Source organism: Mesobacillus sp. QJM3NY_10 (assembly GCF_056173465.1).
This window is the reverse complement of record NZ_CM149675.1, coordinates 3,783,043-3,802,406: the sequence shown is the minus strand read 5'-3', so window position 1 is coordinate 3,802,406 and position 19,364 is coordinate 3,783,043. Positions and strand designations below refer to the sequence as shown.

Sequence of the window (19,364 nt, the reverse complement as noted above, 5' to 3'; positions counted from 1 at the left end):
AGCTGTTAGCAATTATGCTAACGGCTTTTTTTTATGTTTTCAAAAAAAATTTGGATTCCAGAGAGACCATTAAGAAATTTTTCATTAATATTTATCTGCTTGCTATTAAATCATTTCAGCAAGCAGCATACACTTAGAAGAAGGTAAGATGTTCATAAATGAGTAAGATACAATTGTCTAATTAGTAAAGAAAAAAGGGTTACTTAAAAATTGAGATATATGCCCTGTTGTAAGGGGCAAAGGGAAAAACGTGTAACGTAAAGGAGTGAAAGTAATTCGTCTAATGGCCGAAGAAACGAGAATCAAGCCATAAATTAGCGAAGCTTAACATTCAATTAAATGATCCTTGCCTAGATAATCAATGCCCCAATCTGTACCCCTGGTTTCACATCTGTAGCAACCCTAACCTAGTAATTTCACCCCAAATCAATATCTAATCAATATCTAATCACTATCTCATCACTATCTGATCACTTCCTTGATACGATGAAAACGTTATCAGCCAAAAATATTTTCTCACCTATTTCCTCTATTAAACCTAATAAATTCAACTAATCCTTTTAATGAATCATTATTCAATTTCATTTTTCGTTCTCCAAATTTCGCGTAATTGGAAGATTTAGTACATTAAAGCGCTACCATTTGAGGGCTTTTGTCGAAATTCGGATTTTGATAAGAATTATTGTCGAAAGATTAAGAAAATGTTTACAAGGAATTCCTTCTGGAAACTAGAATACTAGTGAAATAGGGCGTTTTATTAGTTTTACAAAGGCAGGTGGAATGCATTGGTGATAAATCCTACAGAGTTTGAATTGCATTTGTTCCATGAAGGGAATCTGTTCCAAAGCTACAATTTATTTGGAGCACATGTCATTAAAAGTGGAACTGAAACATATACTCGATTTTGTGTGTGGGCTCCAAATGCGACTCAGGTAAGGCTTACAGGTGATTTTAATAATTGGGATGGGAATGGCTATGAGTTTCATAAAGTCAATCAGGAGGGGGTCTGGCAGCTCGCTCTTGAGGGGGATCTGACCGGTACCATTTATAAATATGAGATTGTAACGGAGTCGGGTGAGCGATTGCTCAAATCTGACCCTTATGCTTTTTTCTCGGAAGTAAGGCCAAATACGGTTTCAATCGTCTACCCAATGGACGGCTATAAATGGAATGACCAGAAATGGCTGCAAAAGCGTGAAAAGAGGAGCACACTTGGCGAGCCGATGTTCATCTATGAACTTCATGTAGGTTCCTGGAAAAAGCATGATAATGGTTCCTTTCTTACATACCGTGAGCTTGTTGATGAATTGATCCCATATATTGTTGCGCATGGATACACACATATTGAATTATTGCCTCTAACTGAGCATCCGCTCGACATCTCCTGGGGCTATCAATCTACTGGTTATTTTTCAGTTACGAGCCGATATGGAACGCCTCATGATTTCATGTATTTCGTTGATATGTGCCATCAAAACGGCATCGGGGTCATCCTTGATTGGATTCCGGGGCATTTTTGCAAGGATGCGCATGGGCTGTACAAATTTGATGGCAGCTATGTGTTTGAATATCAGCGTGAGAATGATCGTGAGAACCAGGTATGGGGAACAGCCAATTTCGATCTGGGAAAAACAGAGGTCCAGAGCTTCCTGATCTCGAGTGCGCTTTTCTGGCTGGAAAAATATCATATCGACGGCTTCAGGGTTGATGCAGTGGCCAATATTATCTACTGGCCGAATTCAATTCAGGCTGCGAACCAGTATGGAGTGGACTTTTTAAAGAAGCTGAACAAAGCGGTCAAAGAGTATGAGCCGGGAGCGCTGATGATTGCAGAGGATTCGACTGACTGGCCGCAGGTGACGGCTCCTGTGGAGTATGGCGGTCTTGGTTTTACATACAAGTGGAATATGGGATGGATGAATGACACTTTGAAGTATATGGAGGAAGAATCCCATAACAGGAAGCATATACATGATAAAGTTACCTTTTCGCTGCTTTATGCATTTTCAGAGAATTTTGTCCTGCCTTTTTCACATGATGAGGTTGTTCACGGGAAGAAATCGCTTCTTGATAAGATGCCGGGCGATTACTGGCAAAAGTTCGCACAACTCCGGCTATTGCTTGGGTTCATGGCAGCGCACCCCGGCAAGAAGCTGACCTTCATGGGGACAGAATTTGGACATTTTTCGGAATGGAAGGACAAAGAACAGTTGGACTGGAATCTCCTCGATTATGAAATGCATGAAAAGATGAACCAATATAATAGGGAACTTATCAAATTGTATAAGCGGTCAAAGCCGCTGTATGAGATCGATCAAAGCTATGAAGGCTTTGAGTGGATCGATGCTGATAACCGGGACCAGTCGATTTTTTCTTTTATCAGGAAAGGAAAGAATCCTGAAGAACTCCTGGTCATAGTTTGCAATTTCACAGAGAAAGTATATAGCGATTATCGAATCGGTGTACCGAAGCCTGGCGAATATCGGGAAATTTTGAACAGCGATGCTACAGTCTTTGGAGGTTCAGGCGTTATAAACAAAAAAGTTTTGAAAGCTGAAGAAATAGCCTTCCATGGAAGGCCATATTCTATAGAGATGAGCATTTCTCCATTCGGAATCTCAGTTTTACGTCCTGTTATAAAAAGAAAGGGGAGAAACAATCATGCAAAAGAAGAAATGCGTAGCAATGCTGTTGGCAGGAGGAAAAGGAAGCCGGCTGCACTCACTGACGAAGAATCTCGCTAAACCAGCTGTCCCTTTTGGCGGCAAATATCGAATTATCGATTTCCCGTTAAGCAACTGCACGAACTCAGGAATCCATACAGTGGGTGTATTGACCCAGTACCAGCCGCTCCTGCTTAATTCTTATATTGGCATCGGCAGCGCCTGGGACCTCGACAGGAAGGATGGTGGAGTGACTGTGCTGCCGCCTTATGCCGAGAGCTCTGAAGTGAAATGGTATTCTGGTACGGCAAGCGCCATTTTTCAGAATTTGAACTATCTTGATCAGTATAACCCTGAGTACGTGTTGATTCTCTCGGGTGACCATATTTATAAAATGAATTATGAGTTGATGCTCAATTACCATATCGAAAAAGGAGCTGATGTGACGATCTCGGTCATTGAGGTTCCATGGGAAGAGACAAATCGCTTTGGCATCATGAACACGGATGCTGACCTAAGAATCACTGAATTTGAAGAAAAACCGGATGTAGCGAAAAATAATCTCGCTTCGATGGGGATTTATATTTTTAAATGGAGCGTTTTAAGGGAATATCTGATAAGAGATGACCATAATCCTGATTCCAGCCACGATTTTGGAAAGGATATCATTCCTCTGCTAATACAAGAAAATATGAACTTATTTGCCTATCCTTTTAAAGGCTATTGGAAAGATGTTGGTACAGTACAAAGTCTTTGGGAAGCGAATATGGATTTATTGGATAAAGAATGTGAATTGAACCTGTTTGATCATTCGTGGCGAATCTACTCTGTCAATCCAAATCAGCCGCCGCAGTATATTTGCCCTGAAGGGGAAGTATCAGAGTCGCTGGTCAATGAGGGCTGCAAGATCGAAGGAAAGGTTTCCAGAACGGTTGTGTTCCAGGGAGTGACCGTGAAAAAGGGAGCTGTTGTAAAGGAAACGGTTATCATGCCGGATGCTGTCATCGGACACAACTGTGTGATTGAAAGGGCGATTGTATCCCCAGGAGTCTATGTTCCGGATGGAACAATCATAAAGCCGGGCGGGAGCGCGAATGAGATTACACTAGTATCTGAAGAAACAATCGGAGAATTGCAATCCAATTGAACCGATTCAGGAGGAAAAAGAAATGAACAAACAATTATTAGGAGTAATAGATGCGACAACGGTTCACGATGATCTGCATGAACTGTCCATTCACCGGTCGGTGGCAGCAATCCCTTTTGGCGGAAGATACAGGATGATTGATTTTATCCTTTCCAATATGGTCAACTCTGGTATCCAGAGCGTGGCGATTTTTCCTAAATTCCAATATAGGTCGCTGATGGACCATTTAGGGTCAGGCAGGAACTGGGACCTTAATCGGAAAAGGGATGGACTATTTTTCTTCCCTGCGCCTAACCTGGATAAACATTATACAGGAATCGGGACGCTCGACCACTTTGCTGACAACATTGACTTTTTTGAAAGAAGCACCCAGGAGTATGCGTTGATTGCTAATTCCTATACGGTATTCAATATGGATTTCCAGCCGCTGCTAGATTGGCATATCAAGTCAGGCTGTGATATCACGGAGGTCCAGAAGGAAGGTAAATCATTAGGCATATATCTTGTTAAAAAGACATTATTAATGGATTTGATTACGACGCGCAATGAAACTGGCTACTCGAATATGAGGGATGTCGCGACTGACCTGGATAGCCAGTTCCATCTCTGTTATTACAATTTTGAAGGGTATGCTTCTATGGTTGATACAATTGGAAACTATTTCAGGACCAGTATGGACCTGATGAAGCCCGAAGTCTGGAAGGAGCTGTTTCCGAAGGATAGGCCGATTCTGACTAAGGTGAAAGATGAGCCGCCTACCCGATATGACGTTGATGCGTCCGTAAGAAACTCGATGGTTGCCAATGGCGGAATGATTGAAGGCACGGTCGAGAACAGCATCATTGCCCGCGGTGTGAAAATCGGCAAAGGTACCGTCATCCGCAACTGCATCATCATGCAGAAGACACAGATTAAGGAGAATTGTCTATTGGATTCCGTGATTGTCGATAAGGATGCAAGAATTGAAGCAGGAACAGTGATTACAGCGCCAGCAGACTCACCGGCTGTTATCCGCAAGGGATCGGTCCAGGGAGTGGGGAGCCAGTCGTGAAGGTGTTATTTGCCGTATCGGAATGCGTCCCGTTCATCAAGTCAGGCGGACTGGCGGATGTAGCGGGCTCGCTTCCAAAGGAATTGAATAAGCTTGGAGCGGATGTCAGAGTCATTTTACCGAAGTACGGATTAATACCTGAGAAATTCCGCTCTGAAATGAAGAAAGTGAAAGAGTATAATGTGCAATTAGGCTGGCGCTCGCAATATTGTGGCATTGAAACTCTTGAGAATGACGGCGTGACTTTCTATTTTGTTGATAATGAGTATTACTTCAAGCGCGATAGCCTATACGGGCATTATGATGATGGAGAACGGTTCGCTTTCTTCAACAGGACTGTTCTTGAGTTCATCGCAGAAATTGAGTTTTACCCTGATGTCATTCATTGCCATGACTGGCATACAGGTATGATTCCATTTTTACTCAGGACAGAATACTATAAGCGGCCAGGATACGGATTGATCCGGTCCGTGTTCACGATTCATAATCTGCAGTTCCAGGGAATCTTCCCTCCAGAAGTGCTTGGTGACCTGCTTCATATTGACAATCGTTACTTCAATGAAGAGCAGCTGGAGTTTTTCGGGAATGCCAATTTCATGAAAGCGGCTTTGATTGCTGCAGACCATATCACTACCGTCAGCCCCACTTACATGGAGGAAATCCAGACAGACTTTTATGGTGAAAAGCTGGATGGCATCCTGCGGAAAAGAAGCGAGAATCTATCGGGAATCCTGAATGGGATTGATCACGATTTATATGACCCTGAAAAGTATCCTGGATTGGCTGCCAATTTCGAATTGGACTCACTTGAAAGAAGAGTAGAAAACAAGCTTCAGGTACAGCGTGATTTCGGTTTGCCGGAAAACGAAAATATCCCTGTTGGAGCAATGATTACGAGGCTGACGAAGCAGAAGGGTCTCGATTTGGTCAGGGGAGTTTTCCATGAAATCATGGCGACCGGAATGCAGCTTGTCGTGCTGGGAACAGGCGACCCTGAGTTTGAACAATTTTTCAGGGAAATGTCAGCGAGTTACCCTGAACAGTGTGGTGTATACATTGGCTTTGATGAGAATTTGGCCCATCAAGTCTACGCTGGCTCCGATCTGTTCCTGATGCCATCCCAGTTCGAGCCATGCGGGCTCAGCCAGATGATCGCGATGCGCTATGGATCCATTCCTGTTGTAAGAGAAACAGGCGGCCTGAACGATACTGTACAGCCTTACAATGAATTTAACGGTGAAGGCAATGGATTTTCCTTTGCAAACTTTAACGCCCATGACATGTTATTTACACTTGAACGGGCGCTGTCTTTTTACCATGAGCGCGAAAAATGGCTTAAGCTGACGAAAAATGCTATGGAGACAGACTACAGTTGGGCACAGTCTGCCAGACAATACAAAGAATTGTATTCCGATCTCATCTCAAGGAGTGAATCGCATGTTTTCTAGTGTTCCCAAGTTCAAAAATGCTTTCTTGAAAAAACTCGAGATGATGTTTGGAACCAGCTTTGAAGAAAGCACGAGCCGGGAGCAGTTCCAGACTCTCGGGCATATGATCAGGGAGCATGTGAGTTCTGATTGGATCAAAACAAACGAATTATATCGTGCTGGCGCGAAAAAGCAGGTTTATTACTTGTCGATCGAGTTCCTGCTGGGCCGGCTGCTTAGGCATAATTTGATTAATTTAGGCGTCGAAAAAGTGGTCTGTGAAGGGCTCAGGGACCTGGGCATCGAGCTGGATCAGCTGGAGGAAATCGAGGCGGATGCCGGGCTTGGCAATGGCGGTCTCGGCCGCCTTGCAGCCTGCTTCCTAGATTCCCTCGCTTCCCTTGATCTTCCTGGACATGGCTGTGGGATTCGCTATAAACACGGTCTATTCGAGCAAAAAATAGTCGATGGCTATCAGGTGGAGCTTCCTGAGCAATGGCTGAGACATGGCCATGTTTGGGAGGTGCGCAAGGCGGATGATGCGGTGGAGGTTCCGTTCTGGGGCGAAATCGAAAGCAGGATGGAAAATGGTCGGCTTGTTTTCAGGCATTTGAACGCCGAGACAATTATGGCTGTGCCTTACGATTTGCCTGTCATCGGCTACGAGACTCAGACAGTCAACACCTTGAGGCTGTGGAATGCCGAGCCATCCAGGTTCCCAGCAAATGCAGATATTTTTAAATACAAGAAGGATACCGAATCAGTTTCTGAATTTCTATATCCGGATGACACGCATGATGATGGGAAGATCCTTCGTCTTAAGCAGCAGTACTTCCTGGTCGCGTCCAGTTTGAAGGCGATTGTGAATTCTTTTAAAAAGAAGAATAAGAGTTTGCTAGAGTTTCATGACTATGTGAGCATCCATATTAATGACACGCACCCTGCGATTGCCGTTCCTGAACTGATGAGAATATTGATGGATGAGGAAGGCCTGGGCTGGGAGGATGCTTGGAATATCACCGTCCAGACGCTTTCCTATACGAACCATACGACGCTGGCTGAGGCACTGGAGAGATGGCCGATTCGAATCTTCAAGCCATTGCTGCCACGCATTTTCATGATTGTCGAGGAAATCAATGAGCGTTTCTGTAAGCAGGTTTGGGAGCAGTATCCTGGCGACTGGGGCAGGGTTGAAAGCATGGCGATCATCGCCCATGACGAAGTGCGCATGGCGCCGCTTGCCATTATTGGAAGCCACAGTGTCAATGGAGTTGCACAGCTTCACACTGAGATCCTGAAAAACCGCGAGATGAACCTTTTTTATCAGTTTTATCCTGAACGGTTTAACAACAAGACAAATGGGATCACCCACCGCCGCTGGCTGCTGAAGGCGAATCCTGGACTGTCAGGATTGATTACGGATGCCATTGGTCCTGACTGGGTTTCTTCTCCACAAAAGTTAGAGGCGTTAATGCGGTTTAAGGATGACTCCGGTTTCCTTGAAAAACTGCATGAAATAAAGCAGGGAAACAAGGAGCGTTTGGCAAAGCGGATTTTGGATAAAACGGGGATACAGGTTGATACGGAATCGATTTTTGACGTCCAGGTAAAAAGGCTTCACGCTTATAAGCGGCAATTGCTGAATGTCCTGCACATCATGCATCTGTATAATGCTTTGAAAAAGGATCCTGAAGCATTGTTATATCCGCGTACATTTATTTTCGGGGCAAAGGCATCTCCAGGTTACTATTTTGCCAAAAAGGTCATTAAGCTGATTAACAGCGTAGCAGACAAGGTGAATAATGACCCGGAAACGAATGGCAAGCTGAAGGTTGTTTTCCTTGAGAATTACCGAGTATCGCTTGCTGAAGAAATTTTCCCGGCAGCGGATATCAGTGAACAAATCTCAACCGCCAGCAAAGAAGCATCAGGCACAGGTAATATGAAGTTCATGATGAACGGAGCTATGACACTTGGAACACTCGATGGCGCCAATGTCGAAATCACCGATTTGGTCGGCAGGGAAAATATCTTCCTGTTCGGGTTGACGGCAGAAGAAGTGCTTGATTACCAGAATAATGGCGGCTACCATTCTCTTGAATATTATCACCATGATGAAAGGATCCGGGGAGTGGTCGACCAGCTGGTCAATGGATTCTTCCCGGATACAGAAAACCATTTTAACGAAATCTATGATACCTTGCTTGGCCATAACGACCAGTACTTCGTATTGAGGGACTTTGCTTCCTATGCAGAGGCACACCAGGATGTCAGCCGGAGTTATTTGGATCGAAACGCATGGCTGCAAAAGAGCCTGGTTAATATCGCAAAGTCAGGTTATTTCTCCAGTGACAGGACCATTATGGAATATGCGGACCAAATCTGGAAGATACAATCTGCTTTGAAAGTTTAAGAAGCTTCAGGCCAAATCTAAGACGATTTGGCCTTTTTGCTATGTCGGTGGATGAAAAGCTGAACGCGAGATGAGCATGAAGGCGGATCTAGTTGGCCGAGGTGGTGTTGCGATCCTAACAAAGGGACCCTAGAGAGGTTTTATTAGCATAAAGAGGACGCGGAATATAAATGACCAGTTAGAAAGATTCTATAAGCCCAAAAAATGGCTGAAGATGTGAAAAGGTCCTATAGAAAAGTTCTATAAGCCCAAAAAGCGGCTGAAGATGTGAAAAGGTCCTATAGAAAGCCCAAACGAGGCCGTGGAACCAAAAAGGTAAACAGAAAGCATTTCAATGCCTCAATAGGTGTGGGTGTTGGCATGGCCACTCTCTCTATAAGATCAACAAAGCTGTCCCAATTGTAATCAGTATTGCACCTGCAACTGTTGATTTTGTTGGTTTTTCTTTTAAAATGATGAAGCTTAAGATCATCGTTAACACTACGCTGAATTTATCAATCGGATTGACGATGCTCACTTTGCCGATTGCCAGTGCTGCAAAATAACATAACCATGAGAAGCCTGTTGCGGCACCTGATAGGATTAGGAATATGTAAGATTTCCTTGAGATTTTCTTAAGCTCCTTCACAGTTCCCTGGAAAAACACGATTCCCCACGCAAAAATAATGATTACGACTGTTCTGATAAATGTGGCTACATTTGAATCAACATCTTCAATCCCGATTTTTGCGAGGATATTGGTCAGGGCTGCAAATATTGCTGACATGATAGCGAGAAAAATATATGATTTGGTGTTGAAAACCTTTTTCCTCTGCTTTTTCTTCTTTTTGCCTTTTCCGATCAGCAAAAAAGTTCCAATAGATATAATGACACCACCAGCGACAACAGGCATGGTTGCAGGCTCCCTTAGTACTATGAAAGATAACACAATCGTCAATACGACACTGGCCTTATCAATCGGGACTACTTTGGATACATCCCCAATTTGGATCGCTTTAAAAAAGGCAAGCCAGGAAAGGCCGGTCGTCAATCCGGAAAGGACCAGGAAAATGAATGATTTCGTTGACACTGTGGTTATGTTTCCGGTTTGCCCAGTGATCACAACCATCAGGTAGGCCATGATTACAACGACTATCGTCCTGACGGCAGTTGCCAGGTTTGAATCGACATCCTCGATTCCGATTTTAGCGAGAATAGCAGTAAAGGAAGCAAAAAGCGCGGCCAGTAAGGCTAAAATGATACTCATCGTTTATCTCCATTTCTAATAAGGTACTCTTAGTTTGGGAATCTGCTGCAGGAATATTCTTGTCCAAAAATCGAACAATGTACATTTCCTGGGTACTGGGCATAGGATAGGTTGATAAAACCTGTGAAGGGAATGAGCTAATTGTATAACGTTCCATCCTATTCCTATCCATATTATGTTGATTCTTCAGCATATAACCAAAGATCGAGCCAAAATAGTCATCAGCAAGTACTTGAAGCGCTGCTTGCTGGAATAAAAGGGGAAGCTTCAGCAGTTGATTTTTACAGCCGTCTCGCGGAATCTGCGCCAAACCAGAGACATAAGAAAGCGATACTGAAGGCGTTGGAGGATAAACATATCCACTTAAGGCAATTTACAGATCTGTATGTCACTCTTACTGGCCAAAGGCCGCAGTACCATTTTGACCAGGTGAACTTCCATTCATATCGAGAAGGTTTGCAAAAGGCTTATGAAACAGAGGTAGAAGATTATCATGAATACCGAAACAGCTATTTGCTTACCCAAAACCTGCCAGTGGGCAATGTGTTTTTCCGGGCATTCGCTGATGAATTAGAGCATGCAACAAGGTTAGAATGTCTGCGGCAAGAGACAGGAAGTCGATTGCAGGATTATGGTAAAGAACCGTTTACCATTAATATTGAAGAGGCAACTACGCAAAACGAGACATTCCGTACTGCTTTATGGACGGGGAAGAACCTTCAGGTGACTGTAATGAGCATCGATGTTGGTGATGACATCGGCCTTGAAGTTCACGAAACCGGGGATCAATTCATCCGAGTAGAAGAGGGAGAAGCGCTCGTACAAATGGGAGATAGCAAAGATAATCTGGATTTTGAGTCTAGAGTTTCTGATGACTTTGCCATTTTAATTCCTGAAGGAAAATGGCATAATGTAACCAATATAGGCGATACAAAGCTTAAGGTATATGTTATTTATGCACCACCTGAGCATCCATTCGGAACTGTCCACGAAACAAAAGCAGATGCGATGGAAGCGGAGTAAATAGTGATAATGAGATTGGAGAAATTATCTCCAATCTTTTTTTGTTTTGACGTATAATACGGAGATTTTCTGGGCACTAATCGTGATAGTATGTATTCTTCTAAGAGGGTGTTTTTAGTTGAAAAAAGAAAATAAGAATTTGTTTATCGCAGGATTGATCCTGGGATTAGGGTTGTTGGGCGCGATAGATGGGATAGTGTTCCACCAGCTGCTGCAGTGGCATCATATGGTTCTTAGCGATAATATTCAGTTGGAGATTTTTACAGACGGCTTATTCACCGCATTGTTTTCTGCAAAGCTCCTCTGGGGCGGCGTGAAAATCTTTCAGGATGCGCGAAAGAACCAGCTCGGATCCAGCTGGAGAATCTTCCTTGGAGGGATATTCATTGGCGGCGGGGCGTTTAATCTCGTTGAAGGAATTGTAGATCATCATATCCTGCAAGTGCATCGGGTCAAACCATTGGCAGAAAATCCTTTAATGTACGATCTGGCATTTTTGGCGATTGGTGCTTTGTTAGTGGTTATTGGGTTTATGATCAAGCGGCTGGAACAGAATGCGTAAAGGCGAGGTGTAGAAATTGAAAAGGTTGAGCAGTTTTTTAGTCTTTTTCATACCGTTCATTTTGTTCTTTTTTTATTTTACGAGTAATAATGAACACAATCCTTCAAGTGCCAATGCATCAAAAAATCATATGGGGCATGGTCTTGTAGAGGTTCCAGAAGAATATCAAATTCCTACTGTTGATGTGAGCGTGACGCAAGATCCATCCGGTACGTGGCTATTGAAGGTAAAGGCAGAGAACTTCATGTTCACTCCTGAGAAGGTAGGGGAAGAAACGCCAAGCTATAATGAAGGACATGCCCACTTATACATCAATGGGAAAAAGATCAATCGGCTGTATGGAGAATACTACAACCTTGGTGACTTGAAGAAGGGGAAGAATGAAATAATGGTTACACTCAATTCCAATAATCACGGGATATTGGCTTATAGAGGGAAGCCAATCATTAGTAATGTAGTTGTGGAAAACGGAAAGTGAATGGAATGGTTTAACAAGCATCGCGCACCAATTATGTCGCTGGCCGAGCGTATTGGTGACCTTATTTTCGGAAATATTGGTATTTAGGTAACCAATCGGCCTTATTGGTGCCCTGATTTTCGGAAATGTTGATATTTAGGTAACCAATCGACTTTATTGGTGTACACATTTTCCAAAAACTTGCTATTATCGTCTCCAATCAGCTTTATTAGCACCTTTTTTTTACACAATATGACAATTTTTGTCACCTAAAGGCTTTATTAATGAACTTATCTTCCTTAATTTAGGATTTATGTTCACCAATACAATCTAGTTTTTGTTTGCTCTATATAATCCCTCCAAAAAACAACAGCCTCAGTTCGAAACAGTGAACTGAGGCTGCTTACTATTCCTTATTCTTCTTTTTATTATCATCAATATAACTGTCTCCCTCTTTATAAGGGATATCTCCAAGCTCGGACTCGATGCCGGCTTCGTCCAGCATTTCCTCGTAATCCTCTTCGGTGTCACTTTGGAATACTTGTCGGTCATCACCTTCAATGTCAGTTGCGCTGAAGGATTCATAGTCTTCCGTGAACCCTTTTTCTTTTTCATTATCAATGTAGAGCTTATTGTAGTCTTCATGATCTCCAGTAAGATCAGAAGGTGTTTCAGATGTACCGAACTCGGCTACATCATTGAAGCTGTTCCTGTTGTCGGTCATTTCTTCGTTTTGCCTGCGATCGAAGTCGGCTTCATGGGTATATTCAAGAACATCTTCTTCAGCTGGACGGTCATTTGAAAGAGTTTGTTCGGCAGAGTGCTCGACGCAATATAAAGTATAAGGTACTGCTTCAAGTCGCTCAAAAGGAATCTCTTTCCCGCATTCCGCACATTTTCCGTATGTGCCATCCTCGATTGCCTTCAGGGCGCTGTCGACTTTTTCAATCTGTTCATCATGATGCTCGTCCATCGCTAAATTTTTGCTGCGCTCAAACAGTTCTGTTCCGCTGTCAGCCGGATGGTTATCGTAGGAAGACAGTTCTCCTGTCGCTTCACGCTGGCTGCCATGCAGATAACCTTCCTCTTCATTGTTATCTATTTGTGAAATCAGCGTTTCTTTTTCATCTATAAGCGTTTGCTTTAGTTGGTTAAGCTGGTCATTTGTCAGCATATTTACACATCCTTAGTTTTGATTCGTGGTCATACGTACTAAATACCCGCTCGTGATTTTAAGAAACATAGAAAAAGCTTCCGCCAAAGGCAGAAGCTTCTCAATTGTAACTATATTAAACTGATGAAAATTCCTACAGATAAAAGTAAGCCGAAAATGGTGTTTGTCTTCGCTGTTGCTGCCATGGCCGGCATCATTTGTAACGGATTTGATTTCCCAATGAAGCCTTTCGTTGCTTTTACAGCCTTAGGAATGCTAAGAGCGACAATCGCCAGCCAAGGTGAAACGACACCAGCAATGATTAAGCCGATTACCCACACGTAGGATACAATGAACATTCCTGCGAGCAGCCTGATGGCACCTTTTCGTCCAAGCAGGATCGCCAGTGTTTTCCGGCCAAATTCCTTGTCGCCATCAAGGTCACGAATATTATTCGCAAGCAAAATCGCGCCGACAAGCAAAAAGCTAGGAAAAGAAACAAGTACACTAGTAGGAGTTACCGTTCCAGTCTGGATGTAAAAGGAAATCAGGATGATCAACACGCCCATGAAAAATCCTGCGACAAGCTCCCCGAAAGGAGTGTAGGCAATCGGCAATGGACCGCCTGTATAAAGATAACCAGCAGCCAGGGAAACGACACCGACAGCAGCGACCCACCAGCTGGTACTCATGCAAATATAAACGCCAAGAAGGACTGAAATTCCATAAAGGCCAAACGCCAGATTCAAGACCGTTTTAGGCTTAATGCCATGGCGGACGATCGCTCCGCCGATCCCAACGGAATTTTCATTATCAAGCCCACGTTTAAAATCATAATACTCATTGAACATATTCGTTGCTGCCTGGATTAGCAGGCTTGCTATTAACATCGCGAGGAACATTCCCCAATGGATTCCACCGCTGTATTCTATCGCTAAAGCAGTCCCCAAAAGGACAGGGGCAAATGCGGCAGTCAAAGTGTGCGGCCGTGTAAGCTGCCACCAGACTCTCCAGTCTGCGCCATTGACTGCTGGTGAAGAACTAGGCTGTAGCTGTGGTTGCATAACTAATTCTCTCCCTTATATATCAATCTATCAAACCTTTATATTTTATCTAAAAGAACCAAAATTGTCAAAAAGACCTTTCATATCTAGGCTAAATTACCTTACAATTAATAGTGTAGATATTCACATATACACTGTCAATTAGTATTTTCACGTATAATGAGGATGGATTTTCCAGATTGTCTCAGCTGTTTGCGTGTAATATATAATAAGGATGATAACAGGTGAGGAAAGCCCGCCATTATTGACATCGTGATGTATGAGGTGTATCTTAAAATAAGCTTTAAAACGTGTAATAACAGATGAGAGGCTGTTATTGGGGGGATATTTTTGGTTGCCATTCAGGAAACGGAACTTAGACAGGGAATTCTTGATGCGATTGAGCGGGCCAAAGGACAATCTCAGTCGGTTTTGGTCAGCGAGGTCCATAAAATAGATCGTATAGATCCTTTTTATTTTTTTGCTTCAGGCAGGGAAAAGTTTTTTGGAGAACGCTTTTTCTGGAAGGATCCTGAAGGGGAACACTTCCTAGCTGGATTGGGTATATGTGGACAAATACAGTCGGATCAGGGAGCTGACCGCTTTTTTCATGTTGAAAAAGAGTGGAAGCGCTTCATGGATACAGCACTGGTGTTTAATAAATACAATGTAAATGGGACAGGGCCATCTATGTTTGGCGGATTTGCCTTTGATCCACTGAAGAAGAAAACAGGCTTATGGTCCAAATTTTCGGAAGCTCTTTTCCACATTCCGAAATATATGCTGACTATTGTCAAGGGAGAGGCATACTTTACAACCAATGTAGTCTGCACCCAGCACGACGATATGTCACTATTTGATAAAGTCACAAGGGAGAGGGAAGAGATTCTTTCGAAGGCTGGACAGAAACCAGCGCTAGCCAGGCTTGATCTTAAGGATATTATTGAAATTGATCCTGAGGCATGGAAGCGGACAGTAACTGATGTTGTAGCCGGTTTTGAAAATAGCGAACTGAAGAAAGTCGTGCTTGCGAGGGAGTTGCGTCTTCACTTTACAGATGAAGTTCAGTCAGAAAGTGTCCTGGCGAATCTACTTGAGAATCAGCAAAAAAGCTTTACATTTGCCTTCGAATCAAATGGTGATTGCTTTATCGGAGCTTCTCCTGAACGGTTGGTCAAGAAGGATGGAGCAAGTCTGTTTTCAGCCTGTCTAGCCGGTTCGATCGCCAGGGGCAGCACTCCTGAAGAAGATGAAAGTCTCGGCGAGGAGCTTTTAACAGACGAGAAAAACTTGATTGAGCATCAATATGTGGTGGATATGATCAAGGGAGCAATGGAAGAAACCTGTGATGAGGTGATTCTTCCTGAAGAGCCTGTATTAATGAAAATGAAATATATTCAGCATTTGTATACACCTGTAATCGGGAAGAACCGGGAAGGTACATCACTGCTTCATTTAGTGGACAGACTTCACCCGACTCCTGCACTGGGCGGATTGCCGAAGCAGGCAGCAATCGTGAAAATCAGGGAAATTGAACAACTTGATAGAGGCCTTTATGCAGCACCTGTTGGCTGGATGGATTATCAGGGAAATGGTGAATTTGCCGTAGCGATTCGCTCAGGACTGATTCAGGGAAATGAGGCATCGCTATTTGCAGGCTGCGGCATTGTGGCAGATTCAAATGCCGAAAGCGAATATAAAGAGACTAGCATCAAGTTCCGGCCGATGCTTAATGCACTTGGAGGAAAGAATACATGAGCCACCAGGAAGATTTAACAGCTTATATCGCAGCATTCGTTGCGGAATTATCCAAAACAGGAGTGAAGGATGTTGTCATCAGTCCTGGTTCGAGGTCAACGCCCATGGCACTCGTTATGGCTGAGCACCCAGACCTGCGCATCCATATCCAGGTCGATGAACGATCTGCTTCATTCTTCGCCCTTGGTATTGCGAAGGCGACTCGAAAGCCTGTCGCTTTGCTTTGTACCTCGGGAACAGCTGCGGCGAACTATTATCCAGCAGTGATTGAGGCCAGTATTTCCAGGATTCCATTGATTGTCCTGACAGCAGACCGGCCGCATGAATTGCGTGATGTCGGTGCACCGCAGGCGATTGACCAGATCCACCTATACGGCAAGAATGTAAAATGGTTTGTCGAAATGGCACCGCCGGAAAATACGGAGGATATGATTCGCTATGCCCGGACAGTTTGTGGAAGGGCAGCGGCTACTGCTGCAAGCTATCCACAGGGACCTGTCCATTTGAACTTTCCATTCAGGGAACCGTTAATTCCGATTATGGATGAAAATATGTTCGAGCTGCCTGAGCGCGTTGGCGGTTATGTGGAAATCGAGACAGGTCACCTCAGTTTATCTGATCAAACGTTTGCAGCAATCAGTGAGGATATCGCTTCATATACAAAGGGCATTATTGTCTGCGGACAGCTCGACAATAGTGAATTTACAGATGAAGTCATTGCCCTTGCTGATAAATTACAATTCCCGATCATTGCTGATCCACTGTCACAGTTGCGAAGTGGGAATCATGATGATCATCACATTATTGATGCATATGATGCATTTTTAAGGAATGAAGATGCGAAGGAAGCGTTGAAGCCGGATGTCATCATCAGGTTTGGAGCAATGCCGATTTCAAAGGCCCTGACTATTTTTATAAAAGAAAATCGGACTGCCCGACAATTCGTTGTCGACAGCGGTGCAGGTTGGCGCGAACCTACGATGTCAGCTTCTGAAATGTTATATTGCGATGAAGCTTTGTTCTGTAAAAAAATTGGCGAGCCTGCTGCACCAGCAGGCAAGTCTGACTATCTGCAAAAATGGCTTACTACAAATGAATTGGCAAAAGAACAGTTATCTGCTATTTCTCAAGTTGAGGACTTAAGTGAAGGGAAGCTATTCCAACAGCTTACTGAAATGCTTCCGGAAAGCTCGACATTGTTTGTCGGCAACAGCATGCCAATCAGGGATCTTGATTCGTTCTTCCTATTAAATAAAAAGAATATCAAGGTAATGGCAAACAGAGGAGCAAACGGTATAGACGGTATCGTTTCTACCGCACTTGGTGTAGCCAGTGTATCGCAGCCATGCTACCTTGTATTGGGCGATCTGACATTCTATCATGATCTGAACGGCTTACTGGCTTCAAAATTATATAATATCGATATCAATATTTTGCTGATCAACAATAATGGCGGCGGAATCTTCTCGTTCCTGCCTCAGGCAAAGGAACCAAAGCATTTTGAAAAGCTTTTCGGTACACCTTTGGACCTGGATTTCAGCCATGTTGTCGAAATGTACAACGGGAAATATGATTTAATCAAAGATTGGGAGCAATTTTCAGAGACTTTTGCCAAAAACCAAGAGGTTGGTGGCTTAAAAGTGATGGAAATCAGGACAACAAGGGATTCCAACCTGAAGGAACATCGAGATTTGTGGAATTCTGTTTCCCGGGAAATAACTACAATGCTAAAAGGTGACACAAAATGAAGAACCTGATCAATGGCGTACGATATAATGTCGAGCAATGCGGCAATGGTTTTCCTCTTTTGTTGCTTCATGGTTTTACAGGGGCGGCTTCTACTTGGAAGCCGTTTTGTCCTATCTGGGGAAAACATTCAACGCTCTTGATGGTCGACCTGATTGGGCACGGAGAGACCGAATCGCCAGGCGATATGGCGCGATATGACATCAAGAAAGCAGCATATGACTTGAAGGTTCTTTTAGACCAGCTGGGGATTGAGAAAACCGATATGCTTGGGTATTCTATGGGTGGCCGTACAGCTATCACATTTGCAAGTATGTATCCCGAGAGAATTAGGAAACTGGTCCTTGAGAGCACTACACCCGGCCTCGAGAATCCTGCAGACCGGGAAGCTCGAGTCCAGCTGGATCACAAGCTGTCTATGAAGATTGAATCAGAAGGACTTGAAAAATTCATTGATTTTTGGGAATCAATTCCGCTTTTTCAATCACAGTTGAATCTTCCGAAAGAAATAAGGGAACAAATAAGGAGTCAAAGACTCAGGAACAACCCTGTCGGACTTGCCAACAGCCTGAGGGGGATGGGGACAGGTGCGCAGCCTTCATGGTGGGACAAACTAACGACTTTCGATTTCGAGACTCTCTTGATTACAGGAGATCTCGATGATAAGTTCTGTAAAATAGCTGCTGACATGGCTTCAAAGCTTCCAAATGCGACACATTTGTCGATAATTGATTGCGGACATGCAATTCATGTGGAAGAACGTGAAAAATTTGGTACAATAGTAAGTGAGTTTTTGTCGAATACATAATAGGAGGTTGTCTAAATGACAGTTGAATGGGTTTCAGAACGCAAGTATGAAGATATTTTGTATGAAACATATAATGGCATTGCCAGAATTACCATCAACCGCCCGGAAGTGCGTAATGCTTTCCGTCCAAAAACGGTTATGGAAATGATCGATGCTTTCGCTTATGCACGTGATGATTCAAGCGTTGGCGTAATCGTGCTTACTGGTGCTGGAGACGATGCATTCTGCTCCGGTGGAGACCAGAGAGTCCGCGGACATGGCGGTTACGTTGGTGAGGATGAGATCCCTCGCTTGAATGTCCTTGACCTTCAGCGTTTGATCCGTGTAATTCCTAAACCAGTTATCGCTCAGGTAAAAGGTTATGCAATCGGCGGAGGCCATGTGCTTCATGTCGTTTGTGACCTGACAATCGCGGCTGATAATGCAATCTTCGGCCAGACTGGACCGAAAGTCGGAAGCTTTGATGCTGGTTACGGTTCAGGCTACCTTGCTAGAATCGTCGGCCACAAAAAGGCTCGCGAAATCTGGTTCTTATGCCGTCAGTACAATGCCCAGGAAGCCTTGGACATGGGCCTTGTCAACACAGTTGTGCCTCTTGATCAGGTTGAAGAGGAAACACTCAAGTGGTGTGAGGAAATCCTTGAGAAGAGCCCAACAGCACTTCGTTTCTTGAAAGCTGCAATGAATGCAGACACTGATGGACTTGCTGGACTTCAGCAGATGGCTGGGGACGCAACTTTGCTGTACTACACAACCGAAGAAGCGAAAGAAGGCCGCGATGCGTTCAAGGAAAAGCGCAAGCCGGACTTTGGACAGTTCCCAAGATTCCCTTGATTTTATAGTTTACAAACAGCTTGATGGACATCC

The 19,364-nt window shown here is 43.8% G+C and carries 15 protein-coding genes; 12 read left to right on the top strand and 3 right to left on the bottom strand.

What is annotated here, in order from left to right; all coding sequences use genetic code 11:
- The first annotated feature begins 785 nt into the window (after positions 1–785).
- From glgB to AC0VX7_RS19075, 5 genes are read left to right on the top strand one after another with little or no spacing between them, the layout of a single operon-like run.
- The gene (glgB, locus tag AC0VX7_RS19095) at positions 786–2,744 is read left to right on the top strand and encodes a 1,4-alpha-glucan branching protein GlgB (protein ID WP_475425454.1); all 1,959 of its coding nucleotides are present in this window, start codon (positions 786–788) and stop codon (positions 2,742–2,744) included.
- On the top strand, positions 2,662–3,810 hold the full coding sequence (locus AC0VX7_RS19090; protein WP_286181283.1) for a glucose-1-phosphate adenylyltransferase: 1,149 nt from the start codon (positions 2,662–2,664) through the stop codon (positions 3,808–3,810). Before glgB ends, AC0VX7_RS19090 begins: the two co-directional genes overlap by 83 nt.
- Positions 3,811–3,832: 22 nt before the next feature.
- Complete coding sequence (locus tag AC0VX7_RS19085) at positions 3,833–4,861, top strand: GlgC family sugar phosphate nucleotidyltransferase (protein WP_475425453.1); 1,029 nt, start codon at positions 3,833–3,835, stop codon at positions 4,859–4,861.
- Entirely contained in the window at positions 4,858–6,309 is a 1,452-nt protein-coding gene (gene glgA / locus AC0VX7_RS19080; protein ID WP_475425452.1) for a glycogen synthase GlgA, read from the top strand. The genes AC0VX7_RS19085 and glgA overlap by 4 nt, the downstream gene beginning before the upstream one ends.
- On the top strand, positions 6,299–8,701 hold the full coding sequence (locus AC0VX7_RS19075) for a glycogen/starch/alpha-glucan phosphorylase (protein WP_475425451.1): 2,403 nt from the start codon (positions 6,299–6,301) through the stop codon (positions 8,699–8,701). Before glgA ends, AC0VX7_RS19075 begins: the two co-directional genes overlap by 11 nt.
- A 373-nt stretch (positions 8,702–9,074) precedes the next feature.
- On the opposite strand, the gene AC0VX7_RS19070 is transcribed toward AC0VX7_RS19075, so the two are convergent.
- Complete coding sequence (locus AC0VX7_RS19070; protein WP_475425450.1) at positions 9,075–9,947, bottom strand: EamA family transporter; 873 nt, start codon at positions 9,945–9,947, stop codon at positions 9,075–9,077.
- 141 nt (positions 9,948–10,088) lie between these two features.
- Here AC0VX7_RS19070 and AC0VX7_RS19065 point away from each other — a divergent pair, with 141 nt between their 5' ends.
- From AC0VX7_RS19065 to AC0VX7_RS19055, 3 genes are all read left to right on the top strand, one after another.
- Entirely contained in the window at positions 10,089–10,970 is an 882-nt protein-coding gene (locus AC0VX7_RS19065) for a cupin domain-containing protein (protein ID WP_475425449.1), read from the top strand.
- Between the two features lie 118 nt (positions 10,971–11,088).
- Positions 11,089–11,532: a DUF2243 domain-containing protein gene (locus AC0VX7_RS19060; RefSeq protein ID WP_475425448.1), complete on the top strand. Its 444-nt coding sequence runs from the start codon at positions 11,089–11,091 to the stop codon at positions 11,530–11,532.
- Between the two features lie 16 nt (positions 11,533–11,548).
- Positions 11,549–12,010: a hypothetical protein gene (locus AC0VX7_RS19055; RefSeq protein ID WP_475425447.1), complete on the top strand. Its 462-nt coding sequence runs from the start codon at positions 11,549–11,551 to the stop codon at positions 12,008–12,010.
- A 385-nt stretch (positions 12,011–12,395) separates the two neighbouring features.
- On the opposite strand, the gene AC0VX7_RS19050 is transcribed toward AC0VX7_RS19055, so the two are convergent.
- Positions 12,396–13,163 carry a TraR/DksA C4-type zinc finger protein gene (locus AC0VX7_RS19050; protein WP_475425446.1) on the bottom strand — a complete coding sequence of 256 codons (768 nt, stop codon included), beginning with the start codon at positions 13,161–13,163 and terminating at the stop codon, positions 12,396–12,398.
- Positions 13,164–13,273: 110 nt separating this feature from the next.
- Positions 13,274–14,206, bottom strand: coding sequence for a 1,4-dihydroxy-2-naphthoate polyprenyltransferase (locus AC0VX7_RS19045; protein ID WP_475425445.1), 933 nt, complete (start codon positions 14,204–14,206; stop codon positions 13,274–13,276).
- A 330-nt stretch (positions 14,207–14,536) separates the two neighbouring features.
- On the opposite strand from AC0VX7_RS19045, the gene AC0VX7_RS19040 reads away from it, so the two are divergent.
- The 4 genes from AC0VX7_RS19040 to menB are packed head-to-tail and all read left to right on the top strand — an operon-like array spanning position 14,537 to position 19,331.
- A complete protein-coding gene (locus AC0VX7_RS19040) occupies positions 14,537–15,943 on the top strand; it encodes an isochorismate synthase (RefSeq protein WP_475425444.1) in 1,407 nt (468 codons plus the stop codon).
- Positions 15,940–17,691, top strand: a complete 1,752-nt coding sequence (gene menD, locus AC0VX7_RS19035) for a 2-succinyl-5-enolpyruvyl-6-hydroxy-3-cyclohexene-1-carboxylic-acid synthase (protein ID WP_475425443.1) — start codon at positions 15,940–15,942, stop codon at positions 17,689–17,691. Before AC0VX7_RS19040 ends, menD begins: the two co-directional genes overlap by 4 nt.
- Positions 17,688–18,497 (top strand): 2-succinyl-6-hydroxy-2,4-cyclohexadiene-1-carboxylate synthase, encoded by an 810-nt coding sequence (gene menH, locus AC0VX7_RS19030; RefSeq protein ID WP_475425442.1) that lies wholly within the window; start codon positions 17,688–17,690, stop codon positions 18,495–18,497. Before menD ends, menH begins: the two co-directional genes overlap by 4 nt.
- Before the next feature lie 15 nt (positions 18,498–18,512).
- Positions 18,513–19,331, top strand: coding sequence for a 1,4-dihydroxy-2-naphthoyl-CoA synthase (gene menB, locus AC0VX7_RS19025; protein ID WP_167834362.1), 819 nt, complete (start codon positions 18,513–18,515; stop codon positions 19,329–19,331).
- The last annotated feature ends 33 nt before the right edge of the window (positions 19,332–19,364 follow it).